The following is a 24464-nucleotide window of genomic DNA, read 5'->3' as shown; positions in this document are numbered from 1 at the left end:
GCGGAAATTGCCCCGCCCGCCTCAGTCTGCCCGGCGGCGCCAGCTCATCCAGCGCTCCTTGCCGGCGAAGACGGCGATGGAATCGTCGACGGCGTCGTCAGCCAGGCAATCGAAATGCGGCGCCAGCAATTCCTGCAGTGTCTCACGGGATATGCCGAACGGCGGCCCCTTGGCATTGTCGTCAAAGAAGAAGTAACCGGCCAGCATGGCACCGGGCGCCAGCAGCTGCGCCCAGCGGGCCGCCACTTGCGGCCACATGGCGCGCGGCATGGCGCACAGGAAAGCCCGTTCATAGATCAGGTCCAGCGGCGCAACGGGTTCCCAGGCAAAGAAATCCGCTTCCACCACCTGCCCTGCCCGCGCACCGACGACGGCGCGCGCGGCGGCCACGGCGGCTGGCGAAAAGTCGATGGCCGTGGCATCCCAGCCGTGATCCAGCATGAAGACCAGCTCATACGCCGAGCCGCAGCCGGGAATCAGGCAGCGCAGCGGCGCCGGGCTGCCGGCAACGAAGCTGCGCAGGCGCGCAGGCACGCCGCCGTGGTCCCAGGGCGTGAATTGCTTCTCGAAACGCTCGTCCCAGAAGGCGGGCGAGAGCGGGTCACGGGTATGGAAGTCAGCCATCACTTACGTCCTCAGCCTTTAAAACGGCAGTTGATGCCAGCGCATGAACACTTGCAAGCCCAGCGCGCCGAGCGCAAAGGCGCCCACGAAGTAGACGATAAAGCTCAGCAGGCGGTTCGTCTGGCGTTGCTCCGCCAGCAAGGTTTTCATCAGTTCCACCTCGTTTTCGCGCGGTTCGCCATGCACCGTCAAGGCCTGATGCAGCAAGCGCGGCAGTTGCGGGAAGATGTGCGCATAACGAGGCGCCTCGGCGCGCAGGCGCTCCATGAAGCCTTGCGGCCCCACCTGGTTGCTCATCCATTTTTCCAGGTAGGGTTTGGCCGTTTGCCACAGGTCCAGTTCCGGATCCAGCTGGCGGCCCAGGCCCTCGATATTGAGCAGGGTCTTTTGCAGCAGCACCAGTTGCGGCTGCACTTCCACATTGAAGCGGCGCGAGGTCTGGAACAGGCGCAGCAACACTTGCCCAAAGGAAATATCTTTCAGCGGACGGTCGAAGATCGGCTCGCAGCAGGCGCGCACGGCCGCTTCCAGCTCATCGACGCGCGTATCCTTCGGCGCCCAGCCCGATTCGATATGCGCCTCGGCCACGCGCTTGTAGTCGCGGCGGAAGAAGGCGAGGAAGTTTTGCGACAGATAATCCTTGTCGTAGTCGTTCAAGGTGCCGACGATGCCGAAGTCCAGCGCGATGTAGCGGCCAAACGACTCAGGCGCGATCGACACGAGAATATTGCCCGGATGCATGTCCGCATGGAAAAAACCATCGCGGAACACTTGCGTGAAGAAAATCTCCACGCCATCGCTGGAGAGTTTACGCAAGTCCACGCCGGCAGCCACCAGGCGCTCCGTCTGCGACACGGGAATGCCATACATGCGTTCCATGACGATGACGCTGCTGGAACAGTAATCCCAGTGCATTTCCGGCACCAGCAGCAAGTCCGAGTTGGCGAAGTTGCGGCGCAGCTGGCTGGCGTTGGCCGCCTCGCGCATCAGGTCCAGCTCGTCGTGCAGGTATTTGTCGAACTCGCCCACCACCTCTTTCGGTTTCAGCCGCTTGCTGTCGGCCCACAGGCGGCTGGTCCAATCGGCGGCGATGTGCATCAGGGCCACATCTTCGTCGATCAGCTTTTTCATGCCTGGACGCAAGACCTTCACGGCCACTTCGCGGCCGTCTTTCAGGGTGGCGAAGTGCACCTGGGCAATCGAGGCGGACGCCACCGGTTCGCGCTCGAAGCGGGCAAACAGCTGGTCCGGGTGCGCGCCCAGGGACTTGGTGATCTGTGCGATGGCCAGGTCGGAATCGAACGGCGGCACCCGGTCTTGCAGGCGCGCCAATTCTTCGGCGATGTCGAGCGGCATCAGGTCGCGCCGGGTCGACAGCACCTGGCCGAATTTGACGAAAATCGGGCCCAGCTCTTCCAGCGCCAAGCGCAGGCGCAAGCCCCGTGGCGACGACAGGTCGCGCCAGAAAATCAGGGTGTCGATCAATTTGGCGGTGCGGGGAACTTGCAGACCAGAAATCGCTATCTCATCCAGGCCGTACTTGATGGAAACACGGATGATTTTAAACAGGCGCAGGAATTTCAATATCATGTAGACAAATCCGGTGAGGAGGGCTGCGGCTGGACGGCGGCGGCCGCCTTTTCCAGCCGGGCAAGGCGCTTGGCCAGGCGTTCGACGTCATCGCGCACGCGCGTCACGCCAGCGGAATACTCTTGCAGGGTAGAAGGACGGATCAGCATCGGCTGTTCGTCGAGAAAATATTCGGCCACGTTTTCCGCCAGCTTTTGCTGGCCCGTGCGCACAAAGGCGGCCGCATCCTTCGCGCCGGAAACGAGGCGCGTGGCCAGCATGGGGCCGACGACCTTTTCCAGGTCGTGCTCGGCTTCCCAGCGCAAGCCCTTGCTCAATTGGGAAATCGCATTGGCAAACTCGGCATCGCCTTCGATCTTGACGTAGGAAAACGCCCGCTCGCGGTTTTGCAGGATCAGCGGCACGTCGGACAATTTCACGCGGATGGTGACGTTGGCCGGCATGTCGGCCGGCGCCGCCTCCAGCATGCCGGCGCTGTCGACGCGCAGGCGCAGGGCCACGGCACCCGTGTCGATGCAGGCCAGCTTGCCGGCGTGCACGGCCAGTTGCTGGCGCGCCCACGGCTCCTGCGCCAGCAAGTGGTTGATTGTCGCGATGACGGGCGTCATCAGGGAGAGATCGGAAAGTGGTGCCATCTATATACTGCGCGCCGCGCGCGCCCCCAAAAAGAAAAAACCGCCCATCAAACAAGGTGGGCGGTTTCGATCTTACCAGTTCAGCAGGAAATATCTGTCAAGCATCCTGCATTCCGCATGGACTTAAGCCATTATTCAGCAAGTTTTTACAATTAATTCAATTGCTGGATGCCTGCCAGAACCCAGCCGCTATTGCCGCTGACGGGTTTCGACATATTCCACACTTCCGCGAACGGTTCCGCTGCGGCGCCCGGCGCCGAACGGATCAGGCCCGTAAACTTCACGCTGGCCAGGTAGTCGTTGACGCTCGTTTCGATTCCCAGCAGTTCGGCATCGATGGTGACGACATCCGTAAAGTCTGGCTGCGCGCCCCGTTCCTGGATTTGCATGCGCAGTTCCGCATACACTTCCGGCGACGTGAATTCGCGGATATCGTTGACGTCCGCCTTGTCCCAGGCCGCTTGCAGGCGAATGAAATTGCTTTTCGCGTGGCGCAGGAAGGCGTCCTTGTCGAAGTCGCTTGGTACGCCCCATGGCGCGGCAGCCGGGACCGGCTTATCCAGGCCTACGCCGGACGAGACGGGTTGCAGCGGCGGCAGCGGCGGGATGCGCGAACCGATGTCAGGCACGTTGCCCGCTGGCGCAGGCTGGTTGCCGCCAAAACCGGCGAACGGCGCATTGCCGCCTGCATTGTTGTCGCGTTTGCCACGTACCATGCGGTAGATGAAGAACGCCACGCCGGCCAGCAAGGCCACCATCAGCAGGGTGCTGATCATGCTGGCCAGGGCGCCGCCCAGGCCAAAGTGCGACAGCAACGCGCCCAGGCCCAGGCCCAGCAAGGCGCCGCCCAGCAAGCCCTTCCAGCGGCTCGGTGCCTTGGCGGCAGGGGCCGGTGCGGGGGCTGGCGCAGGTTGTGCCTGGCGTGGCGCGGCGGCCGGCGCCGGGGTTGGTGCCGGCGCAGGCGCCTGGCGGCCCACGTTTTGCGACTGGCGGCCAAACGAACGGCCACCGCCCATGGGACGGGCCAGCGCCTCGCCCAGCATGGATACCGTGGTCGCGGCCAGCATCATGCCGACCATAAATTTCTTCAATTTCATTCCATCTCCTAAAATCACCGGCTTGGTGAGTTACAGCTTGAGTTACATCTTGATGCCGGTATGCAAAGCCGCAATGCCTGCCGTCAAATTGTAGTACTGCACGCGCTCCAGGCCCGCCGTTTCCATCATGGTCTTCAGCGTTTCCTGGTCCGGATGCATGCGGATCGATTCTGCCAGGTAGCGATAGCTTTCCGCATCGCCGGCGATTTTCTGTCCGAACCACGGCAAGACCGAGAACGAATACAGGTCGTACGGCTTTTGCAGGGGCGCCGCCACCTTGGAAAACTCCAGCACCAACAGCTTGCCGCCCGGTTTCAATACGCGGCGCATTTCCGCCAGCGCCACATCCTTGTGCGTCATGTTGCGCAAGCCAAAGGCCACGCTGACCCGGTCGAAATAATTGTCGGGGAACGGCAGTTTTTCCGCGTCACACAACAAGGTGGGGGTGAGCAAGCCGCGATTCAAGAGGCGGTCGCGGCCTACGCGCAACATCGATTCATTGATATCGGTCAACCAGACTTCGCCGGTAGGGCCCGCCTGCTTGGCGAATGCCTTCGACAGGTCGCCCGTGCCGCCGGCGATGTCGAGCACCTTGAAACCGGGGCGCACGCCCGCGTTGGCAATGGTAAACGTCTTCCACAGACGGTGCAGCCCGCCCGACATCAAGTCATTCATCACGTCGTATTTGGCAGCGACGGAATGGAACACCTTGGCGACTTCGCGCACTTTGTCGTCTTCTGCAACTGTTTTGTATCCGAAATGGGTCGTATTGGTCATGGTAGGCAGTCTGTTTGAACTTGGGAGCATTATACAAGCGGCAGGCGCATTTCCCCGTGACGCCGGAGAAGGTATTGCCTTTCCACCGCATTCGCGGCCAGCATGGCCGCCCGGGCATATGCCGCCAGCGCCCCCCGCCGGTCGCCCTGGCGGCGCAGCAAGTCGGCCCGGGCCGCGTGCAGATAATGCGAATTGGCAAGGCTGGGCACGGCTTCCAGGCGTTCAAGCCACGCCAGGCCGTGCTCTGCGCCATGCGCCATCGCGCAGGCGATCACGGCATTGAGCAAAATCAAGGGTTCCGGTTTGTGCCGCAACAAGGCGCCATACAGGGCGCTGATCTGGCGCCAGTCCGTCTGGCTGGCCGTGACGGCCTTGGCGTGCAAGGCGGCAATGGCCGCCTGCAGTTGGTAGGGCCCCGGCGTGCGCGCCGGCAAGGCTTGCTCCAACACGGCCAGCCCTTCGGCAATCAGGTCGCCCTGCCACAGGCGCCGGTCCTGCTCTTCCAGGGTCAACAACTGGCCTTCGGGCGAGAGGCGGGCCGGGCCGCGCGACGCCTGCAGCAGCAGCAAGGCCAATAGCCCCTGTACTTCCGGCTGGCCGGGCTGCAGGCTGTCGAGCAGCCGCCCCAGGCGCAGCGCTTCCGCGCACAGGTCGGCGCGCAGCAGGCTATCGCCGCCGCTGGCGCAATAGCCTTCGCTAAACACCAGATAAATGACATGCTGCACTTGCGCCAGCCGTTGCGGCCAATCCTGGGCCGGCGGCAACTCGAAAGGGATGCGCGCTTCGGCGATCTTGCGCCTGGCGCGCAATAGCCGCTGCGACAGGGCCGCTTCCGCCAAGCCGAAGGCGCGCGCGATCTCGCCCGTGGACAGGCCACACAGGGTGCGCAAGGCCAGCGCCACCTGCGCCTCGGGCGCCAGCGCGGGATGGCAGCAGATGAACAGCAGGCGCAGGCGGTCGTCCTCGATGGCTTGCGTTTCATCAAGCATGGCGGCCGGCAGGCAGGACAGCACGGCCTCGGCCTCGCTGACGCTCTTGCCCGCGCGGCGCACGTGATCGAGGCCCGCGTTGCGCGCCACCGAGCTGAGCCAGGCCGCGGGATTGGACGGGATGCCCGCCTGCGGCCACAGTTCCAGCGCCTTGCGGCACGCCTCCTGCAACACATCTTCCGCCAGGCCCAGGTCGCCGAAACGCCGCATCAGGCCGGCCAGCACCCTGCCCTTTTCCTGGCGAAAGACGTGTTCGACGGCCGCAATGGCGTCACTGGCCATGTTTATGCCGTGACAGGCCGCACTTCGATGGTGCCCAGGGAAGCCGCCGGACAACGCGCGGCCCAGGCCAGCGCCTCGTCCAGGTGGGCGCAGTCCAGCAGGTAATAGCCGCCCAGCTGCTCCTTGGTTTCCGCGAACGGCCCATCCGTGATGACAGGCTTGCCGTTTTGCACACGCACGCTGGTGGCGCTGCGCACAGGCGCCAGCTCGGCGCCGCCGCGCATCACGCCCGCCGCCTCCAGGTCCTGCGTATAGCGGGCAAAGTCGGCCATCAGGCTGGCCATCTGGCCCTCCTCCATGGCGGCATAGCGCGCCTCGTCGGCGTAGATCAGGATCATGTATTCCATAGTCTCTTCTCCAAAAGAAAAATGCCCGCAAGCGCGGGCATCCATACGACGAACGGGGCGGCGGCAATCCGACAAGATTACCGCATTATTTTTAATTAATGCTTATGACCGCAACTGGGTCCATGAACATGACCGCCGGAAGATTGCTTGACCGTCATGTCCGCCTTGGCATCGCGGCCGCTGTCGCCCGGGTAGCCGGCGGCTGCCAGGCGATCCAGGTAATCCTGCCACAGGGTCGCTTGCTCGGCGCCCAGCTTGTACAGATAGGCCCAGGTGTACAGGCCGGAATTGTGGCCATCGCTGAAGGTGGGCTGCACGGCGTAGTTACCGACCGGCTCCAGACCCGTGATACCGACCAGGCGCTTGCCCAATTGCAAGGTTTCCTGGCCCTTGCCATGGCCCTGCACTTCGGCCGACGGCGAATACACGCGCAGGTATTCGAACGGCAGCGCAAATTCGCTGCCATCGTCGAAGGCCACGTCGAGCACGCGCGACTGGTTGTGCACGGTCAAGCCGGTGGGTTGGGGTGTTGCTGCTTTTTCAGTCATGACAATACTTTATGCGGATAAACGTTGAAGGATGGCGTCGCGCAAGGCCGGCAGCAGGGCGCGGCGCGCGGCCAGCACCTCGGGCGCCGTTTCGCGCTGGATCACCGCCCAGCTGGGGTTCGGGAAATGCGCGTCGTCGCGGTAGCGGGGAATCACGTGCCAGTGCACGTGCGGCGTCATGTTGCCGAAACTGGCGACATTCACCTTTTCCGGCTGCATCACTTCCCGCACGGCCAGTTCGACTTGCCACACGACTTCCATCACGTAATTGCGCTCGCCGGGCGTCAAGTCCGTCATTTCCTTCACGTGCTTGTTCCAGATCACGCGGCAAAAGCCGGGATAGGCAGGATCGTCGACAGCCACGACGGACAAGCGCTCACTGCGCCACAGCAAGGTCTCCAGACCCTGCTTGTTGGCGTAGCCGTCCAGCAAGTTGCACAGATCGCAACTCGTGGACATCACACGAGCACCCGTTCGATGCCGCCGTCATTGGCGCGTTTCACATAATCCGGCATCCAGTTCTCTCCCAGCAAGTGTTTGGCGATCTCGACGACGATGTAATCGGCCGTCGTGCCCGAATCGTCATTGTAGCGCGACAAGCCTTGCAGGCACGACGGGCAGCTGGTGAGGATTTTGACGTCGCCCGTGAAACCGTCACCGCGCAGCTTGTCGGCGCCCTTGACCATCTCTTCTTCCTTGCGGAAACGCACTTGCGTGGAAATGTCCGGGCGCGTGACGGCCAGCGAACCCGATTCGCCGCAGCAACGGTCATTCTTCTCGATCTTCACGTTGTCTACCGTGCTGATCAGGGAATTGATGGTCTTGCCCGATTCCTGCAGCTTCATCGGATTGTGGCATGGCTCGTGGTACATATAGCGCGTGCCGTTGACACCTTCCAGCTTGACGTTTTTCTCCAGCAAATACTCATGGATATCCATGATGCGGCAGCCAGGGAAAATCTTTTCAAACTGATACGTAGCCAGCTGGTCGTAGCAAGTGCCGCACGACACGAGCACCGTCTTGATGTCCAGGTAATTGAGCGTGTTGGCCATGCGGTGGAACAGGACGCGGTTATCCGTCATCATCTTCTCGGCCTTGTCGAACTCGCCCGCGCCCCGCTGCGGATAACCGCAGCACAAATAGCCCGGCGGCAAGACCGTCTGTACGCCCACTTCCCACAGCATCGCTTGCGTGGCCAGGCCCACTTGCGAGAACAAACGTTCCGAACCGCAACCAGGGAAGTAAAACACGGCTTCCGTATCGGCCGTCGTCGTCTTCGGATTGCGGATGATCGGGATGACTTTATCGTCTTCGATATCGAGCAGCGCGCGTGCCGATTTCTTCGGCAGGTTGCCCGGCATCTTTTTGTTAATAAAATGAATCACCTGCGCCTTGACGGGCGGCTTGCCCGTCGATGGCGGCGGCGCTTTGGTTTGCTTCTTGGCAAATTTCTTCAGCAAGTCATGGCCCAGGCGCTGCGCCTTGTAGCCCCAGCCGATCATGACCTTGCGCGTGGCGTTGATGGTCACGGGATCGGTGGCGTTGAGGAACATCATCGTGGCCTTGGTGCCCGGATTGAAGCTCTTCTTGTCCATCTTGCGCAGCAAATTGCGCATGTTCATCGACACATCGCCAAAGTCGATGTTGACGGGGCAAGGCGTCACGCATTTATGGCAGACCGTGCAGTGGTCGGCCACGTCCTCGAACTCTTCCCAATGCTTGATGGAAATACCGCGGCGCGTCTGTTCTTCGTACAGGAAGGCTTCGATCAGGGACGAGGTCGCCAAGATCTTGTCGCGCGGCGAGTACAGCAAGTTGGCGCGCGGCACGTGGGTCGAGCACACGGGTTTGCACTTGCCGCAACGCAAGCAATCCTTGACGCTGTCGGCGATGGCGCCGATATCGCTTTGCTGCATGATCAAGGACTCATGCCCCATCAGGCCGAACGATGGCGTGTAGGCATTGCGCAAGTCGGCGCCCATGCCCGGCAGGTTCAGCAATTTACCCTTGTTGAAACGGCCTTCCGGATCGATGCGCTGCTTGTAGCTGCGGAATTCGCCGATCTCTTCTTCCGTCAAGAATTCCAACTTGGTGATGCCGATACCGTGTTCGCCGGAAATCACGCCATTGAGCGAGCGGGCCAGGATCATGATGCGGCCCACGGCTTCGTGGGCGTCCTGCAGCATTTCGTAATTGTCCGAGTTGACGGGCAAGTTCGTGTGCACATTGCCATCGCCCGCATGCATGTGCAGCGCGACGAATACGCGGCTACGCAAGATGCGCGCGTGGATGGCGGTGGCCTCGTCGAGGATCAGCTTGAACGCGGCGCCGTTGAAGATTTGGCGCAGCTGGGCGCGGATCTCTTGCTTCCAGGTAATGCGCACGGTGCGGTCCTGCACCACGTCGAACAGGGTGGCGTCCGGCTGCGTTTCCAGGCGCGCATCGAACACGGGCAACAAGCGCTCCATGCCCAGTTCGGCCAATTCGCCCTTCACGTCCGCCAGCGGACGGTCCAGCTGGGCCAGCAGATAGGTCCAGCGTGCCGTGACTTGCGCCAACAGCTGCTGTGCCTGCTCAGCGCGGTCGCCCAGCATTTCCGCATCGTCGACCCGGTCGTCGGACGCATCGTCGCTCTTGCCTACTGGCAAATTACCCTTGCCAAAGAATTCGCTGAGGGCATCAGCCAATTGCAGTTTATTCTTGATCGACAGCTCGATATTGATGCGTTCGATACCATCCGTGTATTCGCCCATGCGATTGAGCGGGATCACGACATCTTCATTGATCTTGAACGCATTCGTGTGCTTGGCGATCGCCGCCGTGCGAGCACGGTCGAGCCAGAATTTCTTGCGCGCTTCCGGGCTGACGGCGACAAAGCCTTCGCCCACGCGGGTGTTGGCGATGCGCACCACTTCCGACGCCGCTTGCGCGACAGCATTTTCATCGTCGCCGACGATGTCGCCGAACAGGGCCATCTTCGGCAGTACGCCCCGCTTCGACTTGGTGGCGTAACCGACGGCGCGCAGGTAGCGCTCATCCAGATGCTCCAGGCCCGCCAGGCGGATGGTCGTGTATTGCTCGCCTTTCGCCGGCAAGCCGTCGAGGTAATCCTTGATTTCCACGATCGACGGGATCGCGTCGCGCGCCTGGCCGAAGAATTCCAGGCAGACGGTACGGGCGAACTTCGGCATCTTGTGCAAAATCCAGCGCGCCGACGTGATCAGGCCGTCGCAGCCTTCTTTCTGGATGCCCGGCAAGCCGGCGAGGAATTTATCGGTGACGTCCTTGCCCAGGCCTTCCTTGCGGAACTTGCGGCCAGGAATTTCCAGGATTTCCGTCTTGAACGGCGCGTTCGGTTTCGTGGCGTCGCGCGTGCTCGGGTGACGCCATTCCAGTTGGAAACGTGCCAGTGCGATATCGTGGATCTTGCCCAGGTTATGGTCGAGGCGCGTGACGTCGAGCCAGTCGCCGTTCGGGTCGACCATGCGCCACGAGGCCAGGTTGTCCAGCGCCGTACCCCACAGCACGGCTTTCTTGCCGCCCGCATTCATGGCGACGTTGCCGCCAATGCAAGAGGCGTGCGCCGACGTCGGGTCGACGGCAAACACGAAACCAGCCTTTTCCGCCGCTTCCGACACTTTATTCGTGATCACGCCGGCGCCCGAATTGATGGTCGCGTATTCGTGCGTGAGGCCCGGCAAGACCGTCATTTCCACGGCGCCCAGGGTGATGAGTTTTTCCGTGTTGATGACGGCCGACATCGGCGTCAGGGGAATCGCACCGCCCGTGTAGCCGGTGCCGCCGCCGCGCGGGATGATGGTCAGCCCCAGCTCGATACAGCCCTTCACCAGGCCGGCCATTTCCTCTTCCGTGTCGGGCGTGAGCACGACGAACGGGTATTCCACGCGCCAGTCGGTGGCGTCCGTCACGTGCGACACGCGCGTCATGCCGTCGAAGCGCACATTATGCTTTTCCGTATAGCGTCCCAGCACCTTGACCGTGCGCTTGCGCAAGTCGTAGGTCTTGCGGAATTCGTCGCCAAAGTCGGCCACGGCCTTGCTGGCCGCTTTCAGCAGCAGCTCCACATTGGCGCTGCGCGCTTGCGCCACTTCGGGCGATTCGCCACTGGCGGCCACGTCGCCGCCGGCTGCGTCGATGGACAGGCGGCGCTTGTCGACTTCGGCCAGGCGGTGATGCAAGGCATCGATCAAGCCCTGGCGGCGCTTCGGATTGTCGAGCAAGTCATCCTGCAGGTAGGGATTGCGGCGCACGACCCAGATGTCGCCCAGCACCTCGTACAGCATGCGGGCCGAACGGCCCGTCTGGCGGGCGCCGCGCAGCTCGTCGAGCAGGCGCCAGGAGTCCTCCCCCAACAGGCGTATGACGATCTCGCGATCGGAAAACGACGTGTAGTTATACGGGATTTCGCGCAGGCGGCTTGCTGCGGGACCATTCGGCGTTTCTGCCAGTAAAGCTTGGATATGTGCGGGAGCGTTCATGGAGTGTGGTGACGATGTGGACTGGACCCTAAAGGCCCATTTTATCTTATTGCGCCGCACCATGCGGGAACAGCCTTATGCCGCCCAAGGTTTAAGCACCGCATCCGTCACCATAGCAAATACGGAAAAGCCCTATTTTGCATGAATAAAAAACCAGCTTTAATCATTTTTCGACGCAAAAATGCCAAGAATCAGAGTCTGCTGCAAACTATCGAACTGCCCAAAAATGGGGCAAAACGGCGTTGCATTACGCCCCGTTTGCGCCCACTTTACGCCAGCATTTGTCCAATCCGGTGCCATACGCCATCGGGCACATACAGCAGCAAGCCCGTCATGGTCAGGTAGCGCGCGCACTTGCCGACGGCCATGTAGGCCACGCTGGGCCAGAACGGCAGCTTGAGCCAGCCGGCCAGGGTGCACAGCGGGTCGCCCACGATGGGCAGCCAGGCCAGCAGCATGGTCTTGGCGCCATAGCGGGCCAGCCAGCGGAACCAGCGCGTGTCGCGTTCCTTGGCAAACGCCTGCTTGGCCCGGTAGCCCATCCAGTAGTCGACGACGCCGCCCAGGGTGTTGCCCAGGGTGGCGACGCCGATGGTGGCCCAGAACAACGCGGGGTTGGCCTTGATGACGGCAAACACGGCCGGTTCCGAGCCGAGCGGCAAGAGGGTGGCGGAAATAAAGCTGATCAGAAAGACCGATGTCAGCCCGACTTCCGGTGCTGCGATCAGCTGCAGCAGCCAGGCGATTGCGGATTCGATCATGGAACACTTCGCGATGCAGTAAGGCTCTCCATTATAATGAAGAGCAGCTTGCGCGCCGCACAATCCGCGCCGGCCGGCACAGGCCTACCCGCCCGCAGTTCCACAGAGCATTATTGTCGCCAGGCTATCCGCCGCGGCGCCGCCGCTATCGCCCGACACGCTCCAGACCCTTTCTGGCCCAGAATCACTTGCTTGCAGACTATGAACATCGACTACCTCAAGAAAATCCTGACCGCCCGCGTCTATGACGTCGCTACCGAAACGCCGCTGGAACTGGCCCCTGCCCTGTCGCAGCGCCTGAACAACCAGATTTACTTCAAGCGCGAAGACATGCAAAGCGTGTTCAGTTTCAAGATTCGTGGCGCCTACAACAAGATGTCCAAGCTGAGCGAAGCGGACCGTAAACGGGGCGTGATTTGCGCCTCGGCCGGCAACCACGCCCAGGGCGTGGCCCTGTCGGCCGCGCGCATGGGTTGCCGCGCCGTCATCGTCATGCCGACCACCACGCCGCTGGTGAAGGTCGAGGCGGTCAAGGGACGCGGCGGCGTGCACGTGGAAGTGGTGCTGCACGGCGAGTCGTACACGGATGCCTACAACCATGCGCTGACCCTGGAAAAGGAACAGAAGCTGACCTTCGTGCACCCGTTCGACGATCCGGACGTGATCGCCGGCCAGGGCACGATCGGCATGGAAATCCTGCGCCAGCACGCCGGCCCCATCCACGCCATCTTCGCGCCCATCGGCGGCGGCGGCTTGATCGCCGGCATTGCCGCCTACGTGAAACAGATCCGTCCCGACATCAAGATCATCGGCGTGCAAAGCGTCGATTCGAACGCCATGGCCCGTTCGCTGAAAGCGGGCGAGCGCGTGACCCTGAACGACGTGGGCCTGTTTGCCGACGGCACGGCCGTGCGCCTGGCCGGCGAGGAAACCTTCCGCCTGGTGCAGGCGTATGTCGATGAAATCATCACCGTCGACACGGACGCCATCTGCGCCGCCATCAAGGACGTGTTTACGGATACGCGCAGCATCCTGGAGCCGTCCGGCGCGCTGGCCATCGCCGGTGCCAAGGCCTATGTGGAACGGGCCAGCCTGACCAAGCACCCCGTCAACAATGAAACCCTGGTCACCATCGCCAGCGGCGCGAACATGAATTTCGACCGTTTGCGCTTTGTCGCGGAACGGGCCGAACTGGGCGAATTCCGCGAAGCCGTGTTTGCCGTCACCATGCGCGAACAGCGGGGCAGTTTCAAGCGTTTCTGCTCGCTCATCGGCGCGCGCAACGTGACGGAATTTAACTACCGCATCAGCGATGAAAAGGCCGCGCACGTGTTCGTCGGCATTCAAATTGCCGACCGACATGAATCAAGCGTGCTGGCGAAGACCTTCGAGGAACACGAATTCAAGACCCTGGACCTGACCCACGACGAGCTGGCCAAGTCGCACATCCGCCACCTGGTGGGCGGCAAGAGCCGGCTGGCGCAGGACGAGCTGCTGTACCGCTTCGAGTTCCCGGAGCGCCCGGGCGCCCTGATGCGCTTCCTCGACAGCATGGCGCCGAACTGGAATATTTCCCTATGTCACTACCGCAGCCAGGGCGGCGACGTCGGGCGCATCCTGATCGGCCTGCAAGTGCCGCCCGATGAAATGGGAGAATTCGCCCGCTTCCTCGATACCCTGGGATACCGTTACTGGGATGAAAGCAGCAATCCCGTCTATAAGCTGTTCCTGGGGTAAGCATCACCTCCCGGCGGCGGCTACTCGCCGTCGGGAGAATTAGGCTACCATGCGTGCTTGACTGAATTCACGCCACACGACCATGACCACCACCAACGACCTCGCCGAACAATCCCCGCTGGGCAAAAGCTCCGCCTACCGCACCGATTACGCGCCGGAACTGCTGTTTCCCATTCCCCGCCAGGGCAAGCGCGACGAGCTGGAATTGCGCGGCACATTACCGTTCTTCGGCCTCGATATCTGGAATGCGTATGAACTGTCGTGGCTGAACCAGCGCGGCAAGCCGCAGGTGGCGATTGCCAAGGTCAGCGCGCCGGCCGATTCGCCGAACATCATCGAATCGAAGTCGTTCAAGCTCTATTTAAACTCGTTCAACCAGACCAGGCTGGACAGCCCGGATGCGTTGCTGGCCCTGCTCAAGCAGGATTTATCGAACGGTTTCGGCGCGCCCGTGCAAGTGGAACTGACCTTGCAGGACGATTTCGGCAAGCTGAAAATGGGCGAATTCGACGGCGTGCTGCTCGACCGCCTGGACCTGGAAATCACGCAATACACGCCCTCGCCGCTGCTCCTGAAGGCGGCGCTCGATGAAGCGCCGGTGGAAGAAAAACTCGTCTCGCATTTGCTCAAATCGAATTGCCTGGTGACGGGCCAGCCCGACTGGGGCAGCGTGCAGATCGAGTACGCGGGACCGCAGATCGACCAGGAAAGCCTGTTGCGCTACCTGATCGGTTTCCGCGAACACAACGAATTCCACGAGCAATGCGTGGAGCGCATCTTTGTCGATATCTTGCGTCAGTGCAAGCCGCAAAAACTGTCCGTGTATGCGCGCTACACGCGCCGCGGCGGCCTCGACATCAATCCCTGGCGCAGCAACTTCAGCACCGGGGCGATGCCGGGCAATCTGCGCAATGCGCGCCAGTAACGCCAAACAACACCCCGCAACCATGCCAACAGGAATGTTGGCTGTGTTTTAAAACAACGTTGCAGTAGTGCCGCAGAGCATGTCAAAGACGCTGAAAAATCGGAAAATCGGCATTCGGCGGCGGAAAAACCGGCGCACCGCGTGTTTTTAATCAAGAAATAGCCGATACACGCCGATGTTATTTTTTTGCTAAAATGATGACCACGTGGGCTGTAGCGCCCACTGCGCCCGCAGCGGGCGTATACTGTTGAGAATTGGCGTTACAGGCCGCCGAAACAGGCCTATAATTCGGCTCGCAAGCCCTCTGCGCATTGCACCATTTCATTGAGTGTCATGACTAATCTTAGCAAAATATTATCCCTCGAGAACGTCCTGCTGGACCTGGAAGTCTCCAGTAAAAAGCGCGCCTTCGAGCAAGCCGGCCTGATCTTCGAAAACAATTACGGCATCGCCCGCTCTACCGTCTCGGACAATCTGTTTGCCCGCGAACGCCTGGGCTCGACCGGACTGGGTCATGGCGTGGCCGTGCCGCATGGCAGAGTCAAGGGCAGCAAAACCTTGAAAGCGCCGCTGGGCGCCTTCGTGCGCCTGGCCGAGCCGATTCCATTCGAATCGCCCGATGGCAAGCCCGTCAATCTGCTGTTTTTCCTGCTGATTCCAGATCATGTCACCCAGCAACATCTGGAAATTCTGTCGGAAATCGCCGAAATGTTTTCCGACGACGCCTTCCGCACGGCATTGGCCACGGATCCGGAACCGAAATCCGTGCATTCGCGCATCGTCAATTGGCAACCCAGTCTGCAAGCGGCAGGTTAAACTTCAGGTATTCCTCCACTCCTGAAGAAGACTGCCATGTTGCAAACGCCGCTGACGATACAACGCCTGTACGACGATAATCGTGAAAGTCTGCAACTGGGCTGGTTCGCCGGCTTCCCCGGCGGCGAGCGCCTGATCTCGGGCGACGTCTCGTCGGCCGCCGACCAGGTGGGCCACTTGAACCTGATCCATCCGGGCCGCATCCAGGTCTTCGGCCACCAGGAAATCAATTATTACCAGCGCCTGAAGGTCAACACGCGCACCCACGTGATCGGCGAACTGATCGCCGGCGGCCCGCCCGCGCTGATCATCGCCCAAGGGCTGGAAACGCCGCCCGACATCCTCGCCATCTGCGACGAACAAAACATTCCCCTGTTCTCCACCCCGCTGCCGGCCGCGCAAGTGATCGACTTCCTGCGCGTCTACCTGTCGAAAAAACTGGCGCAGCGCATCATCATGCATGGCGTGTTCATGGACGTGCTGGGCGTGGGCGTGCTGATCACGGGGGACTCGGGCCTGGGCAAGAGCGAGCTGGGGCTGGAGCTGATCTCGCGCAGCCACGGCCTGGTGGCCGACGACGCCGTCGAATTCTCGCGCATCGCGCCCAATATGATCGAAGGCCGCTGCCCGCCCCTGCTGCAAAACCTGCTGGAAGTGCGGGGACTGGGCTTGCTCGATATCAAGGCCATCTTTGGCGAAACGGCCGTGCGCCGCAAGATGCGTCTGAAACTGATCGTGCACCTCGTGCGCCGCAACGCGCTGGAAGAAGAAGTCGAACGCCTGCCTTTCCTGTTCCCCACGGAAGACGTGCTGGGCTTGCCCGTACGCAAGGTCGTCATCCCCGTCGCCGCCGGCCGCAACATCGCCGTGCTGCTGGAAGCGGCCGTACGCAATACGATTTTGCAACTGCGCGGCATCGATACCTTGCAGGAGTTCATGGAACGGCAGAGATTAGCAATGAGTGGTGACTAGTCTGCAATGGAGTTCGCCCTTGCAAGGGCGAACTCCATTGCGCAGGCACGCAGCAGTGCTGCGTGAATTCCCTGCTACACCAGAGATTGGCAATCAGCGGGGATTAATCTGCAAGAAGCACGCCCTCTTTTGTTTAACCAATACTACAGTCGAAATTGCAATAATTTGTAAAGATAGTTGCCTTGGGAGCGGAGCGCCGGTCTTTATTGTATGATCGGGCTATGCATATCGTCCTTATCACCGGAATATCCGGCTCCGGTAAATCCGTCGCGCTCAATGTGCTGGAAGATACCGGTTACTATTGTGTCGACAACCTGCCACCGGCCTTGCTGCCCAGCCTGGTGCAGACCCTGCTCGACGAAGGTACACCGCAACTGGCCGTCGCCGTCGATGCGCGCAGCGCCGAGTCGCTGACCAGCCTGCCGCACAATGTGGCCCTGCTGCGCGACCAGGGGCACGACGTCAAGGTCATGTTCCTGACAGCCACCACGCATTCGCTGGTGGCCCGCTTCTCGGAAACGCGGCGCAGCCATCCGCTGTCGCACGAATTGCGTCCGAACCAGAATCCGGCCAGCCGCCGCACCCTGATCGAGTGCATTTCGGAAGAGCGCGAACGCCTGTCGACCATCGAACAGCTGGGCCATGTGATCGACACGTCGGAACTGAGCGCCAACAAGCTGCGTGCCTGGATCAAGGATATCGTCGCCTCCGAACGCGCGCCGCTGACCCTGTTCTTCGAATCGTTCGCCTTCAAGCTGGGCGTGCCGCTGGACGCCGATTTCGTCTTCGACGTGCGGGCCTTGCCGAATCCCTATTACGACCTGGCCTTGCGCCCCCTCGACGGCCGCGACGCGCCCGTGATCGCCTTCCTCGACGCGCAGCCGAGCGCGCTGGAACTGCTGGCCGATATCCGTGCCTTCATCGAAAAATGGTTGCCGTCATTCAAGTCCGACAACCGCAGCTACCTGACGGTAGCCCTCGGCTGCACGGGCGGCCAGCACCGCTCCGTGTACATGGCGGAGCGGCTGGCACAATATTTCGGCCCCAACGAGCGCGTGGTACTGCGCCACCGCGAGCGCAGCTAATTAATCGAGGTGGCGCAGCGGATGCGCCGCAGCCGGCCAGACGGGGGCAAAGAAGCGCGCCACCATGGCTGTATCGACTTCGTCCAGGCTGGCGGGGTTCCAGCGGGGCGCATTGTCCTTGTCGACCACCAGCGCGCGCACGCCCTCGAGCACTTCGCCATGTTCGAAATTGTGGCGCACGACTGTGCGCTCCAGGCGCAGGCAATCGGCCACGCCCAGGTGGGCGCCCCGCTGCAGCAATTCCAGGGTCACCGACATCATCAGGGGCGAACGCAGGCGCATGGCCGCCAGCGCCTTGGCGGCGAACGCGCTGTCATCCTGCGCCAGCGAAGCCATGATGGCCGCCACCGAACCCGCGCTGAAATGGCGGTCCAGCGCCGCGCGCGCCGTGGCCAGGGGAGAAACGCCTGCCTCGGCCTGGAATGGCGCCGCCAGCGCCTTGATGGCCACCGGCAAGGCCTCGCCCGGCGTCGATTCAAACAGGTCCAGCAGCGCCCCCATCTGCGCTTCAGGCAGGTAGACATCGGCCAGGCCCGTGTACAGGGCGTCGGCCGCGTTGATCGTCAAGCCCGTCAAGCCCAGGTACAGGCCCAGCTGGCCGGCCAGGCGGGACAGGAAATAACTGCCGCCCACGTCCGGAAACAGACCGATATTGACTTCCGGCATGGCCATGCGCGTGCGGCCCGTCACGATGCGCAAGCGGTTGCCTGGCCCGGCTTGCGCCACGCCCATGCCGCCGCCCATCACCACGCCATCCATCACAGCGATATACGGTTTCGGGTAGAAATGAATTAAATGATTTAAAGCATATTCTTCCGTAAAGAAATCTTCCAGCAAGGCGCTGCCGCCTTGCGGCGTGGCCAGACCCGCATCGTAAAAGAAACGGATGTCGCCACCGGCGCACAGGGCCTTGTCGCTGCTGGAGCGGATCACGACGGCGTCCACCTGCGGATCGTCGCGCCAGGCCAGCAGGGCCGCGCTCAGCGCGCGCACCATCTCCAGCGACAGGGAATTCAAGGCTTTCGGACGGTCGAGCACGATGTGCCCGGTGCGGTTGCCGATGGAAGTCTGGACGAAGTCGCTCATGGCAGGCTAGAAAGAAGTGAAAGTGCGAATATTCTAATGCCTGCGCGGGGAACATTGCGTTCCGCTGGGCGCAAAAAAGGGCGCAATGTGCGCCCTTAGTTGATCACAACTGCTGGAAGCGGGTGGCCTTAGACGGCGACGACGGCTTCCTCCTCGGAGTTGTCTGGCAGATGCTTGATCGCCTCTTTACCGTGCCCTTGCACTTTGGTTTTGTATTTCATCACTTGCCTATCGAGCTTGTCGATCAGGGTATCGATCGCGGCGTACAGGTCGTGCGCCAAGCTTTCCACATAGACAGTCTTGCCGCTCAAACGCAGGTTGACTTCAGCCTTTTGACGTTTTTCTTTCTCTTTGAGGTTATCCACGGTCAGAATCACGGCGATATCGATGACTTGATCGAAATGACGTTTCACGCGCTCCAGCTTCGTTTGTACGTATTCACGGATGGCTGGTGTCACTTCGAGATGATGTCCGCTGATGGTGAGATTCATACACACTCCTAAAGATGATCGGGTTCGTGCGGTCCATCCTATCCGGCCCGCAGAGGAACCGAAAAAAACTTACAAACACTTACGCAGGCTCACTGGCGGAATTTTTAATGCTTCCCGGTATTTGGCAACAGTACGTCGCGCAATCACCATGCCTTGTTCCCCCAGCATGTCCGCAATCTTACTGTCGGATAAAGGATTTTTAGGGTCTTCTGCTCCTGTCAGTTGCACGATCAATGCCCGTATCGCCGTCGATGACGCTTCGCCCCCCGCTTCGGTGGCGATGTGGCTACCAAAGAAATATTTCAACTCGAACATGCCGTGCGGGGTCAGCATGTACTTTTGAGTTGTTACCCGCGAGATAGTACTCTCGTGTAAACCCAGTGTATCAGCTATTTCACGGAGCACAAGGGGGCGCATGGCAACGGCCCCATGCGAGAAAAAGTTCTTTTGTCTTTCTACTATCGCCTGCGCCACGCGCAGGATCGTGTCGAAGCGCTGGCGCATATTCTTGATCAGCCACTTGGCTTCCTGCAACTGTGCACCCATGGCGCCCTCCCCCTTGCCCTGCTTGAGCAAGTTGGCGTACATGGCGTTGACGCGCAGGCGCGGCATGACGTCGTTGTTCAGGGTGACTTGCCAGCCATTGCGCGCGCGCTTGACGACGACGTCGGGCACCACGTAATCGGAGACGTCCGAGGCGAACACGGCGCCCGGATGCGGATTGCACTGGCGAATCACCGTCTGCGCTTCGCGCAAGTCTTCATCGTCGCAATCGAGGGCTTTTTTCAGCTTGTTGAAATCGCGCTGGGCAAACCAGGCCAGGTGCTTTTCCACGATCACGAGGGCCATGCGCCGCGTCACCATGGCGATGTGCGGCAAGCGCTTGATTTGCAGGGCCAGGCATTCGGACGCGTTGCGCGCGCCCACGCCCGGCGGATCGAAACTTTGCAGCAGCGACAAGGCCGTGCGCATCTCGTCGGCGTCGATTTCCAGCTCTTCCGGCAGGCGCGCCAGGATGTCGTCGAGCGACTCTTCCAGGTAGCCATTGTCGTCAAGCGCGTCGATGATCAGCTCGACCAGCGCGCGGTCGCGCAATTCGAGCACCGTCACACGCATCTGCTCCATCAGGTGTTCGCGCAGGGTGCAGTGATGGGCCTCCAATTGCGGACGCGAATCTTCGTCGTCGGGCGCCTTGCCCCGGCTTGCCTCGCTCCAGTCGCTGTCGCCGCCATCCGCGGCGGCCGGGCTGTCGCCCCCCTCGCCGTCAAACGCTTCCGCTTCGGCCGGCGCCGCAGGCGCCTCCTGGCCTGGCGGCTGAGGCGGCGCTTCGGTCGGCGCGGCCGTGGAACTCAAGGCCCCGTCGGACAGCAGGCGCAGCGAGCGGTCGAGCGGATCATCGAGGCGTTCGAGCAAGGGATTGTCTGTCAGCAATTGCTCGAGTTCCTGGTGCAATTCCAGGGTAGACAATTGCAACAGGCGTATCGATTGCTGCAACTGCGGCGTCAGTGCCAGGTGCTGCGAAGTGCGCAGCTGCAATGATTGTTTCATTGGCTTACATGCGGAAGTGTTCGCCCAGATAGACCCGGCGTACCGACTCGTTCGCGATGATGTCGTCGGGGCGTCCCGACGCCAGCACCGAGCCCTGGTTGATGATGTAGGCACGGTCGCAAATACCCAGCGTCTCGCGCACATTATGATCGGTAATCAGCACGCCGATATTGCGCTCCTTCAAGAAACGCACGATGCGCTGGATCTCGATCACGGCGATCGGATCGACGCCGGCGAACGGCTCGTCGAGCAGCACGAAACGGGGATCGGTGGCCAGCGCGCGGGCGATTTCCACGCGGCGGCGTTCGCCACCGGACAGGGACAGCGCCTGGTTCTCGCGCAGCTTTTCAATCTGCAAGTCGGCCAGCAATTTATCCAGCCGCTCCTCGATCTCGGCCTTCGTCAGCGGACGGCCTTCGACGGTCTGGATTTCCAGCACGGCGCGGATATTGTCTTCCACCGTCAGCTTGCGGAAGACGGACGCTTCCTGCGGCAGGTAGGACAGCCCCATCTGCGCACGGCGGTGGATCGGCAGGCTGGAGATATCCACGCCGCTGATATCGATACTGCCGCCATCGGAAGGCACCAGGCCGACGATCATGTAGAACGAGGTGGTCTTGCCGGCGCCGTTCGGGCCCAGCAAGCCCACCACTTCGCCGCATTCGACTTGCAGCGAGACATCATGCACGACTTGCCGCTTGCCATAGGTTTTTTGCAACCCGCGAACGATCAGGGTGCTGCCGCAACGTGTATTTTCCATTATTTCTTTCCTGGCGCGGGCGTGGCCGGCGCTTTCTCCGCTGCCGGCGCCTTGGTCTTCGGCTGGATCACCATGCGCACGCTGCCGCCATCGGCGGTGCTGGTGCCGCTGTTGGAATTTTCCATCGCAAATTCTTCCTTGCGGCTGTCATACGAGATGAAGGCGCCGTTGGCCACATCGGTGACTTTCGCCCCTTCCAGGCGCGTCAGCTTGGCTCTGGAAAACAGTTTCACCACTTCCGTCTTGTTGTCGTATTCCACGCGCTCCGCTTCGCCTTCGACCCACAGGTCGCCCGCGCCATCGCGCTTCTGGCGGAAGGTCGCGAGCTTGCCGGGATCGGCCCAGAAGGTGATGAACTGGTAGCCTTGCGGGTCTTCCGTGATCAGGGCCCGGCCCGCCTTCATGGTCAGGGTACCCTTGACCAGCACGACGTCACCCGTCAGGGTGCGCACCTGCTTGATGTCATCGACGTGGCCGCTGCGTGCCGTGATGACGGCTTCCTTCTCGGAATCGGCCTTCTCGGCATGCGCCACGCCCATGATGGCCAGCGAAAATACGGTCAACAGCAAGATGTTCTTCATAATATGGTTTCCTTGTTTCATTCTGTCATTTTGCCGCCGCGGCCGGGCGCGGTTTCGGCGGGAGGACCATGCGCAGCGCATTCTGCACTTCCACGACGCCGGTGGCGTTATTCGCCTTCATGCCGACGCCATTGATGCGCGAGGCGCCCGTCAGGATATCGACAGGCACATCCGTTTCCATTCTTTCCTCGTCCGGGAACACCGTCAGCGCTTCCGTCTTGACCGTCAGGTTCTGCGCCTTCGGACTGGCCACGCGGTCGATCACGACCTTGCGGTGCAGTTGCAGCCGGGTATTATCCTGGTCGATATGCGCCAGTTCCGCATTCATGTTCATCGGCGGCATGCCTGGCGTGAGCTTGCGCACGAAGGGCTGGTCGATATCGGACGAGTCGTCCAGCGGATAATGCGTGAGCTTGGTGCCCGACACGATATAGCTGGGTTTACCCGTCAAATCCATGCGCACCAGGCTGAAATTGGTGATGAAATAGTCAGGTTCATCCAGATGCTTGCTGGCCGTGATGTCCTGGCCATTCTTGTTCATCACCTCGAGCAGCCAAAAGCTGCCCAGCGCGACGACAACCGCGCCCAGCACGGTAAAAATCATGCGCCAGCGATGGGCGCCTCCTGGCTTACGCATAGGGCTTCACTCTTTCAAAGGTCACTGGCGAGGCGGCGCGCCTCACTCCAGGAACGGCGCCATGACGCGCGCATAGTTGTCCTGGGCGCGCAGCAGGAATTCGCAGATCTCGCGCACCGCGCCGCGGCCGCCGCCGGCCTGCGTCACATGGTGTGCCAGGCCCTGCGCCTCCGGACGCCCGCCCGGCACGCTGACGGCAAAGCCCACGCGTTTCAGGATGGGCGCGTCGATGACGTCGTCGCCGATATAGCCGCATTGCTCTTCCGTCAAGCCCGTCAGCGCCAGCAATTCGCGAAACGGCGTCAGCTTGTCGTGGCCGCCCTGGTGCACATGGGTAATGCCCAGGTCTTGCGCGCGGCGCGCCGTGATGGCCGAGCGGCGCGCGCTGATGATGGCCGTCTGCACGCCCGATTCCTGCAGCAGCTTGATGCCCAGGCCATCATACACATTAAACGTTTTCATCATCTCGCCGTCCGGGCCGAAATGCAGGCTGCCGTCGGTGAGCACGCCATCGACGTCAAAGATCATCAGTTTGACCTTGGCCGCCCGTGCCAGGTTGTCCGCTACGCTGTCCATCAGATCACCTTCGCTTGCGTCAGATCATGGATATGCAGCGCGCCCACCAGCTTGCCGTCGGCATCGACGACCAGCATCTGGTTGATGCGGAACTGCTCCATCACGGCCACGGCGTCGACGGCCAGGCGTTCGGGCGCGATACTGCGCGGCTGCGCATGCATGACGTCGCGGATCGCCACTTGCGTGAAATCCTGCACGCGCTCGAACATGCGGCGCAGATCGCCATCCGTAAACACGCCCACGGGGCGGTTGTCCGCATCGACGACGGCCGTCATGCCCATGCCTTTCTTGGTCATTTCTTCCAGCGCCTGCAGCAAGGAAGCGTCCACGGGCACCTTGGGTACGCGTTCGCCGCTGCGCATGACGTCATGCACGTGCGTGAGCAAACGGCGGCCCAGGGCGCCGCCCGGGTGCGAGCGGGCGAAATCTTCTTCCTTGAAGCCGCGCAAGTCGAGCAAGGCCACGGCGATCGCGTCGCCCAGGGCCAGGGTGACGGTGGTGCTGGCCGTCGGCGCCAGGTTCAGCGGACAGGCTTCTTTCTCAACAGAAATATCCAAGTGCACGTCGGCCAGCTGGGCCAGGCTCGAATTGGGCTTGCCCGTCATGGAAATCAGCACGCCGCCCATGCGCTTGACGACGGGCATTATGGCCATCAATTCCGACGATTCACCGGAGTACGATATGGCAATAAAAGCATCGTCCGAGGTGACCATGCCCAGGTCGCCATGGGCCGCTTCGGCCGGATGCACGAACAGGGCCGGCGTGCCGGTGGAAGCGAGGGTGGCGGCAATCTTGCGCGCGATGTGACCGGACTTGCCGATGCCGGAGACGACGACACGTCCCTTGCATTGCAGCAACATCGCCACGGCGCGGCCCACGCTGTCGTCCGTGGCCAGGCGCGCGTGCAGCGCAACGATGGCGTCGGACTCGATCTGCAAGGTGGTGCGGGCCAGCGCGACAGCGCGCTCGGTCGTCGCTTGCATGTCAATTCGATCAAAAGCTTTCAGCATTGTTTTTTCATGGGTTACACTCATGCCCAAAGTATAAACGAATTAGGAAAGCAAAAAACTTGCCAGTCACAACAAACAACGATTTCCATTG

At 61.5% G+C, this 24464-nt stretch carries 24 protein-coding genes; 5 read left to right on the top strand and 19 right to left on the bottom strand.

The features are described from left to right. Positions 1-21: 21 nt before the first annotated feature. The 11 genes from O3298_RS23225 to O3298_RS23175 all read right to left on the bottom strand — a co-directional run bounded on the left by O3298_RS23225 (position 22) and on the right by O3298_RS23175 (position 12149). The gene (locus O3298_RS23225) at positions 22-624 is read right to left on the bottom strand and encodes a methyltransferase (RefSeq protein WP_289912342.1); all 603 of its coding nucleotides are present in this window, start codon (positions 622-624) and stop codon (positions 22-24) included. Between the two features lie 18 nt (positions 625-642). Further along, positions 643-2214, bottom strand: coding sequence for a ubiquinone biosynthesis regulatory protein kinase UbiB (gene ubiB, locus O3298_RS23220; protein ID WP_289912343.1), 1572 nt, complete (start codon positions 2212-2214; stop codon positions 643-645). Beyond that, a complete protein-coding gene (locus O3298_RS23215; protein WP_289912344.1) occupies positions 2211-2849 on the bottom strand; it encodes an SCP2 domain-containing protein in 639 nt (212 codons plus the stop codon). The genes ubiB and O3298_RS23215 overlap by 4 nt, the downstream gene beginning before the upstream one ends. A 152-nt stretch (positions 2850-3001) precedes the next feature. Further along, complete coding sequence (locus O3298_RS23210; protein ID WP_289912345.1) at positions 3002-3946, bottom strand: Tim44 domain-containing protein; 945 nt, start codon at positions 3944-3946, stop codon at positions 3002-3004. A gap of 42 nt (positions 3947-3988) precedes the next feature. Further along, positions 3989-4723, bottom strand: a complete 735-nt coding sequence (gene ubiE, locus O3298_RS23205; protein ID WP_034753359.1) for a bifunctional demethylmenaquinone methyltransferase/2-methoxy-6-polyprenyl-1,4-benzoquinol methylase UbiE — start codon at positions 4721-4723, stop codon at positions 3989-3991. 29 nt (positions 4724-4752) lie between these two features. After that, the gene (locus O3298_RS23200) at positions 4753-5994 is read right to left on the bottom strand and encodes an RNA polymerase sigma factor (protein ID WP_305060625.1); all 1242 of its coding nucleotides are present in this window, start codon (positions 5992-5994) and stop codon (positions 4753-4755) included. 2 nt (positions 5995-5996) lie between these two features. Then, positions 5997-6341, bottom strand: coding sequence for a YciI family protein (locus tag O3298_RS23195; protein WP_289912347.1), 345 nt, complete (start codon positions 6339-6341; stop codon positions 5997-5999). 95 nt (positions 6342-6436) lie between these two features. Further along, complete coding sequence (locus O3298_RS23190; protein ID WP_289905722.1) at positions 6437-6889, bottom strand: DUF971 domain-containing protein; 453 nt, start codon at positions 6887-6889, stop codon at positions 6437-6439. A gap of 9 nt (positions 6890-6898) precedes the next feature. Further along, positions 6899-7348, bottom strand: a complete 450-nt coding sequence (locus O3298_RS23185) for an HIT family protein (protein WP_099665682.1) — start codon at positions 7346-7348, stop codon at positions 6899-6901. Beyond that, complete coding sequence (locus O3298_RS23180) at positions 7348-11388, bottom strand: DUF3683 domain-containing protein (RefSeq protein ID WP_305060624.1); 4041 nt, start codon at positions 11386-11388, stop codon at positions 7348-7350. Before O3298_RS23180 ends, O3298_RS23185 begins: the two co-directional genes overlap by 1 nt. A gap of 269 nt (positions 11389-11657) precedes the next feature. Further along, entirely contained in the window at positions 11658-12149 is a 492-nt protein-coding gene (locus tag O3298_RS23175) for a YqaA family protein (RefSeq protein ID WP_077398959.1), read from the bottom strand. 201 nt (positions 12150-12350) lie between these two features. Between O3298_RS23175 and ilvA the strand changes: the two genes are divergently transcribed. The 5 genes from ilvA to rapZ all read left to right on the top strand — a co-directional run bounded on the left by ilvA (position 12351) and on the right by rapZ (position 17684). Then, complete coding sequence (ilvA, locus tag O3298_RS23170) at positions 12351-13886, top strand: threonine ammonia-lyase, biosynthetic (protein ID WP_099665685.1); 1536 nt, start codon at positions 12351-12353, stop codon at positions 13884-13886. Between the two features lie 82 nt (positions 13887-13968). Further along, positions 13969-14811, top strand: a complete 843-nt coding sequence (gene queF, locus O3298_RS23165) for an NADPH-dependent 7-cyano-7-deazaguanine reductase QueF (RefSeq protein ID WP_305056644.1) — start codon at positions 13969-13971, stop codon at positions 14809-14811. 333 nt (positions 14812-15144) lie between these two features. Continuing rightward, on the top strand, positions 15145-15627 hold the full coding sequence (locus O3298_RS23160; protein WP_071079718.1) for a PTS sugar transporter subunit IIA: 483 nt from the start codon (positions 15145-15147) through the stop codon (positions 15625-15627). Positions 15628-15663: 36 nt separating this feature from the next. Then, entirely contained in the window at positions 15664-16599 is a 936-nt protein-coding gene (gene hprK, locus O3298_RS23155; RefSeq protein WP_034753337.1) for an HPr(Ser) kinase/phosphatase, read from the top strand. Between the two features lie 221 nt (positions 16600-16820). Then, positions 16821-17684 carry an RNase adapter RapZ gene (gene rapZ, locus O3298_RS23150; protein ID WP_099665687.1) on the top strand — a complete coding sequence of 288 codons (864 nt, stop codon included), beginning with the start codon at positions 16821-16823 and terminating at the stop codon, positions 17682-17684. On the opposite strand, the gene O3298_RS23145 is transcribed toward rapZ, so the two are convergent. From O3298_RS23145 to O3298_RS23110, 8 genes are all read right to left on the bottom strand, one after another. Further along, on the bottom strand, positions 17685-18770 hold the full coding sequence (locus O3298_RS23145; RefSeq protein ID WP_305060623.1) for an enoyl-CoA hydratase/isomerase family protein: 1086 nt from the start codon (positions 18768-18770) through the stop codon (positions 17685-17687). Between the two features lie 128 nt (positions 18771-18898). Further along, a complete protein-coding gene (gene hpf, locus O3298_RS23140; protein ID WP_034778388.1) occupies positions 18899-19261 on the bottom strand; it encodes a ribosome hibernation-promoting factor, HPF/YfiA family in 363 nt (120 codons plus the stop codon). Positions 19262-19330: 69 nt separating this feature from the next. After that, positions 19331-20809 carry an RNA polymerase factor sigma-54 gene (locus O3298_RS23135; protein WP_305060622.1) on the bottom strand — a complete coding sequence of 493 codons (1479 nt, stop codon included), beginning with the start codon at positions 20807-20809 and terminating at the stop codon, positions 19331-19333. Between the two features lie 4 nt (positions 20810-20813). Continuing rightward, entirely contained in the window at positions 20814-21569 is a 756-nt protein-coding gene (gene lptB, locus O3298_RS23130; protein ID WP_077398949.1) for an LPS export ABC transporter ATP-binding protein, read from the bottom strand. Continuing rightward, positions 21569-22150: a lipopolysaccharide transport periplasmic protein LptA gene (gene lptA / locus O3298_RS23125; protein WP_077398947.1), complete on the bottom strand. Its 582-nt coding sequence runs from the start codon at positions 22148-22150 to the stop codon at positions 21569-21571. Before lptA ends, lptB begins: the two co-directional genes overlap by 1 nt. 25 nt (positions 22151-22175) lie before the next feature. Next, positions 22176-22787 (bottom strand): LPS export ABC transporter periplasmic protein LptC, encoded by a 612-nt coding sequence (gene lptC, locus O3298_RS23120; RefSeq protein ID WP_289905730.1) that lies wholly within the window; start codon positions 22785-22787, stop codon positions 22176-22178. A 42-nt stretch (positions 22788-22829) separates the two neighbouring features. Beyond that, the gene (locus O3298_RS23115) at positions 22830-23363 is read right to left on the bottom strand and encodes an HAD family hydrolase (protein WP_077398943.1); all 534 of its coding nucleotides are present in this window, start codon (positions 23361-23363) and stop codon (positions 22830-22832) included. Further along, entirely contained in the window at positions 23363-24397 is a 1035-nt protein-coding gene (locus O3298_RS23110) for an SIS domain-containing protein (protein ID WP_369811625.1), read from the bottom strand. Before O3298_RS23110 ends, O3298_RS23115 begins: the two co-directional genes overlap by 1 nt. Positions 24398-24464: the final 67 nt, after the last annotated feature.

The organism is Janthinobacterium sp. SUN137, from assembly GCF_030587265.1.
In the GTDB taxonomy this organism is placed as follows: Bacteria; Pseudomonadota; Gammaproteobacteria; order Burkholderiales; family Burkholderiaceae_D; genus Janthinobacterium; species Janthinobacterium kumbetense.
Note: the sequence above shows the minus strand (reverse complement) of the source record. Positions and strands in the feature narration are given on the sequence as shown.

Bases quoted from the DNA above. Each gene is read 5' to 3' on its own strand.
- lptA (WP_077398947.1), bottom strand. From the start codon at position 22,150: ATGAAGAACATCTTGCTGTTGACCGTATTTTCGCTGGCCATCATGGGC.
- queF (WP_305056644.1), top strand. From the start codon at position 13,969: ATGACCACCACCAACGACCTCGCCGAACAATCCCCGCTGGGCAAAAGC.
- O3298_RS23210 (WP_289912345.1), bottom strand. From the start codon at position 3,946: ATGAAATTGAAGAAATTTATGGTCGGCATGATGCTGGCCGCGACCACG.
- O3298_RS23215 (WP_289912344.1), bottom strand. From the start codon at position 2,849: ATGGCACCACTTTCCGATCTCTCCCTGATGACGCCCGTCATCGCGACA.
- hprK (WP_034753337.1), top strand. From the start codon at position 15,664: ATGTTGCAAACGCCGCTGACGATACAACGCCTGTACGACGATAATCGT.
- lptC (WP_289905730.1), bottom strand. From the start codon at position 22,787: ATGCGTAAGCCAGGAGGCGCCCATCGCTGGCGCATGATTTTTACCGTG.
- O3298_RS23180 (WP_305060624.1), bottom strand. From the start codon at position 11,388: ATGAACGCTCCCGCACATATCCAAGCTTTACTGGCAGAAACGCCGAAT.
- O3298_RS23115 (WP_077398943.1), bottom strand. From the start codon at position 23,363: ATGGACAGCGTAGCGGACAACCTGGCACGGGCGGCCAAGGTCAAACTG.
- O3298_RS23185 (WP_099665682.1), bottom strand. From the start codon at position 7,348: ATGTCCACGAGTTGCGATCTGTGCAACTTGCTGGACGGCTACGCCAAC.
- O3298_RS23175 (WP_077398959.1), bottom strand. From the start codon at position 12,149: ATGATCGAATCCGCAATCGCCTGGCTGCTGCAGCTGATCGCAGCACCG.
- lptB (WP_077398949.1), bottom strand. From the start codon at position 21,569: ATGGAAAATACACGTTGCGGCAGCACCCTGATCGTTCGCGGGTTGCAA.
- O3298_RS23160 (WP_071079718.1), top strand. From the start codon at position 15,145: ATGACTAATCTTAGCAAAATATTATCCCTCGAGAACGTCCTGCTGGAC.
- O3298_RS23225 (WP_289912342.1), bottom strand. From the start codon at position 624: ATGGCTGACTTCCATACCCGTGACCCGCTCTCGCCCGCCTTCTGGGAC.
- ubiB (WP_289912343.1), bottom strand. From the start codon at position 2,214: ATGATATTGAAATTCCTGCGCCTGTTTAAAATCATCCGTGTTTCCATC.
- O3298_RS23110 (WP_369811625.1), bottom strand. From the start codon at position 24,397: ATGAGTGTAACCCATGAAAAAACAATGCTGAAAGCTTTTGATCGAATT.
- hpf (WP_034778388.1), bottom strand. From the start codon at position 19,261: ATGAATCTCACCATCAGCGGACATCATCTCGAAGTGACACCAGCCATC.
- O3298_RS23135 (WP_305060622.1), bottom strand. From the start codon at position 20,809: ATGAAACAATCATTGCAGCTGCGCACTTCGCAGCACCTGGCACTGACG.
- O3298_RS23190 (WP_289905722.1), bottom strand. From the start codon at position 6,889: ATGACTGAAAAAGCAGCAACACCCCAACCCACCGGCTTGACCGTGCAC.
- O3298_RS23195 (WP_289912347.1), bottom strand. From the start codon at position 6,341: ATGGAATACATGATCCTGATCTACGCCGACGAGGCGCGCTATGCCGCC.
- O3298_RS23200 (WP_305060625.1), bottom strand. From the start codon at position 5,994: ATGGCCAGTGACGCCATTGCGGCCGTCGAACACGTCTTTCGCCAGGAA.
- rapZ (WP_099665687.1), top strand. From the start codon at position 16,821: ATGCATATCGTCCTTATCACCGGAATATCCGGCTCCGGTAAATCCGTC.
- ilvA (WP_099665685.1), top strand. From the start codon at position 12,351: ATGAACATCGACTACCTCAAGAAAATCCTGACCGCCCGCGTCTATGAC.
- ubiE (WP_034753359.1), bottom strand. From the start codon at position 4,723: ATGACCAATACGACCCATTTCGGATACAAAACAGTTGCAGAAGACGAC.
- O3298_RS23145 (WP_305060623.1), bottom strand. From the start codon at position 18,770: ATGAGCGACTTCGTCCAGACTTCCATCGGCAACCGCACCGGGCACATC.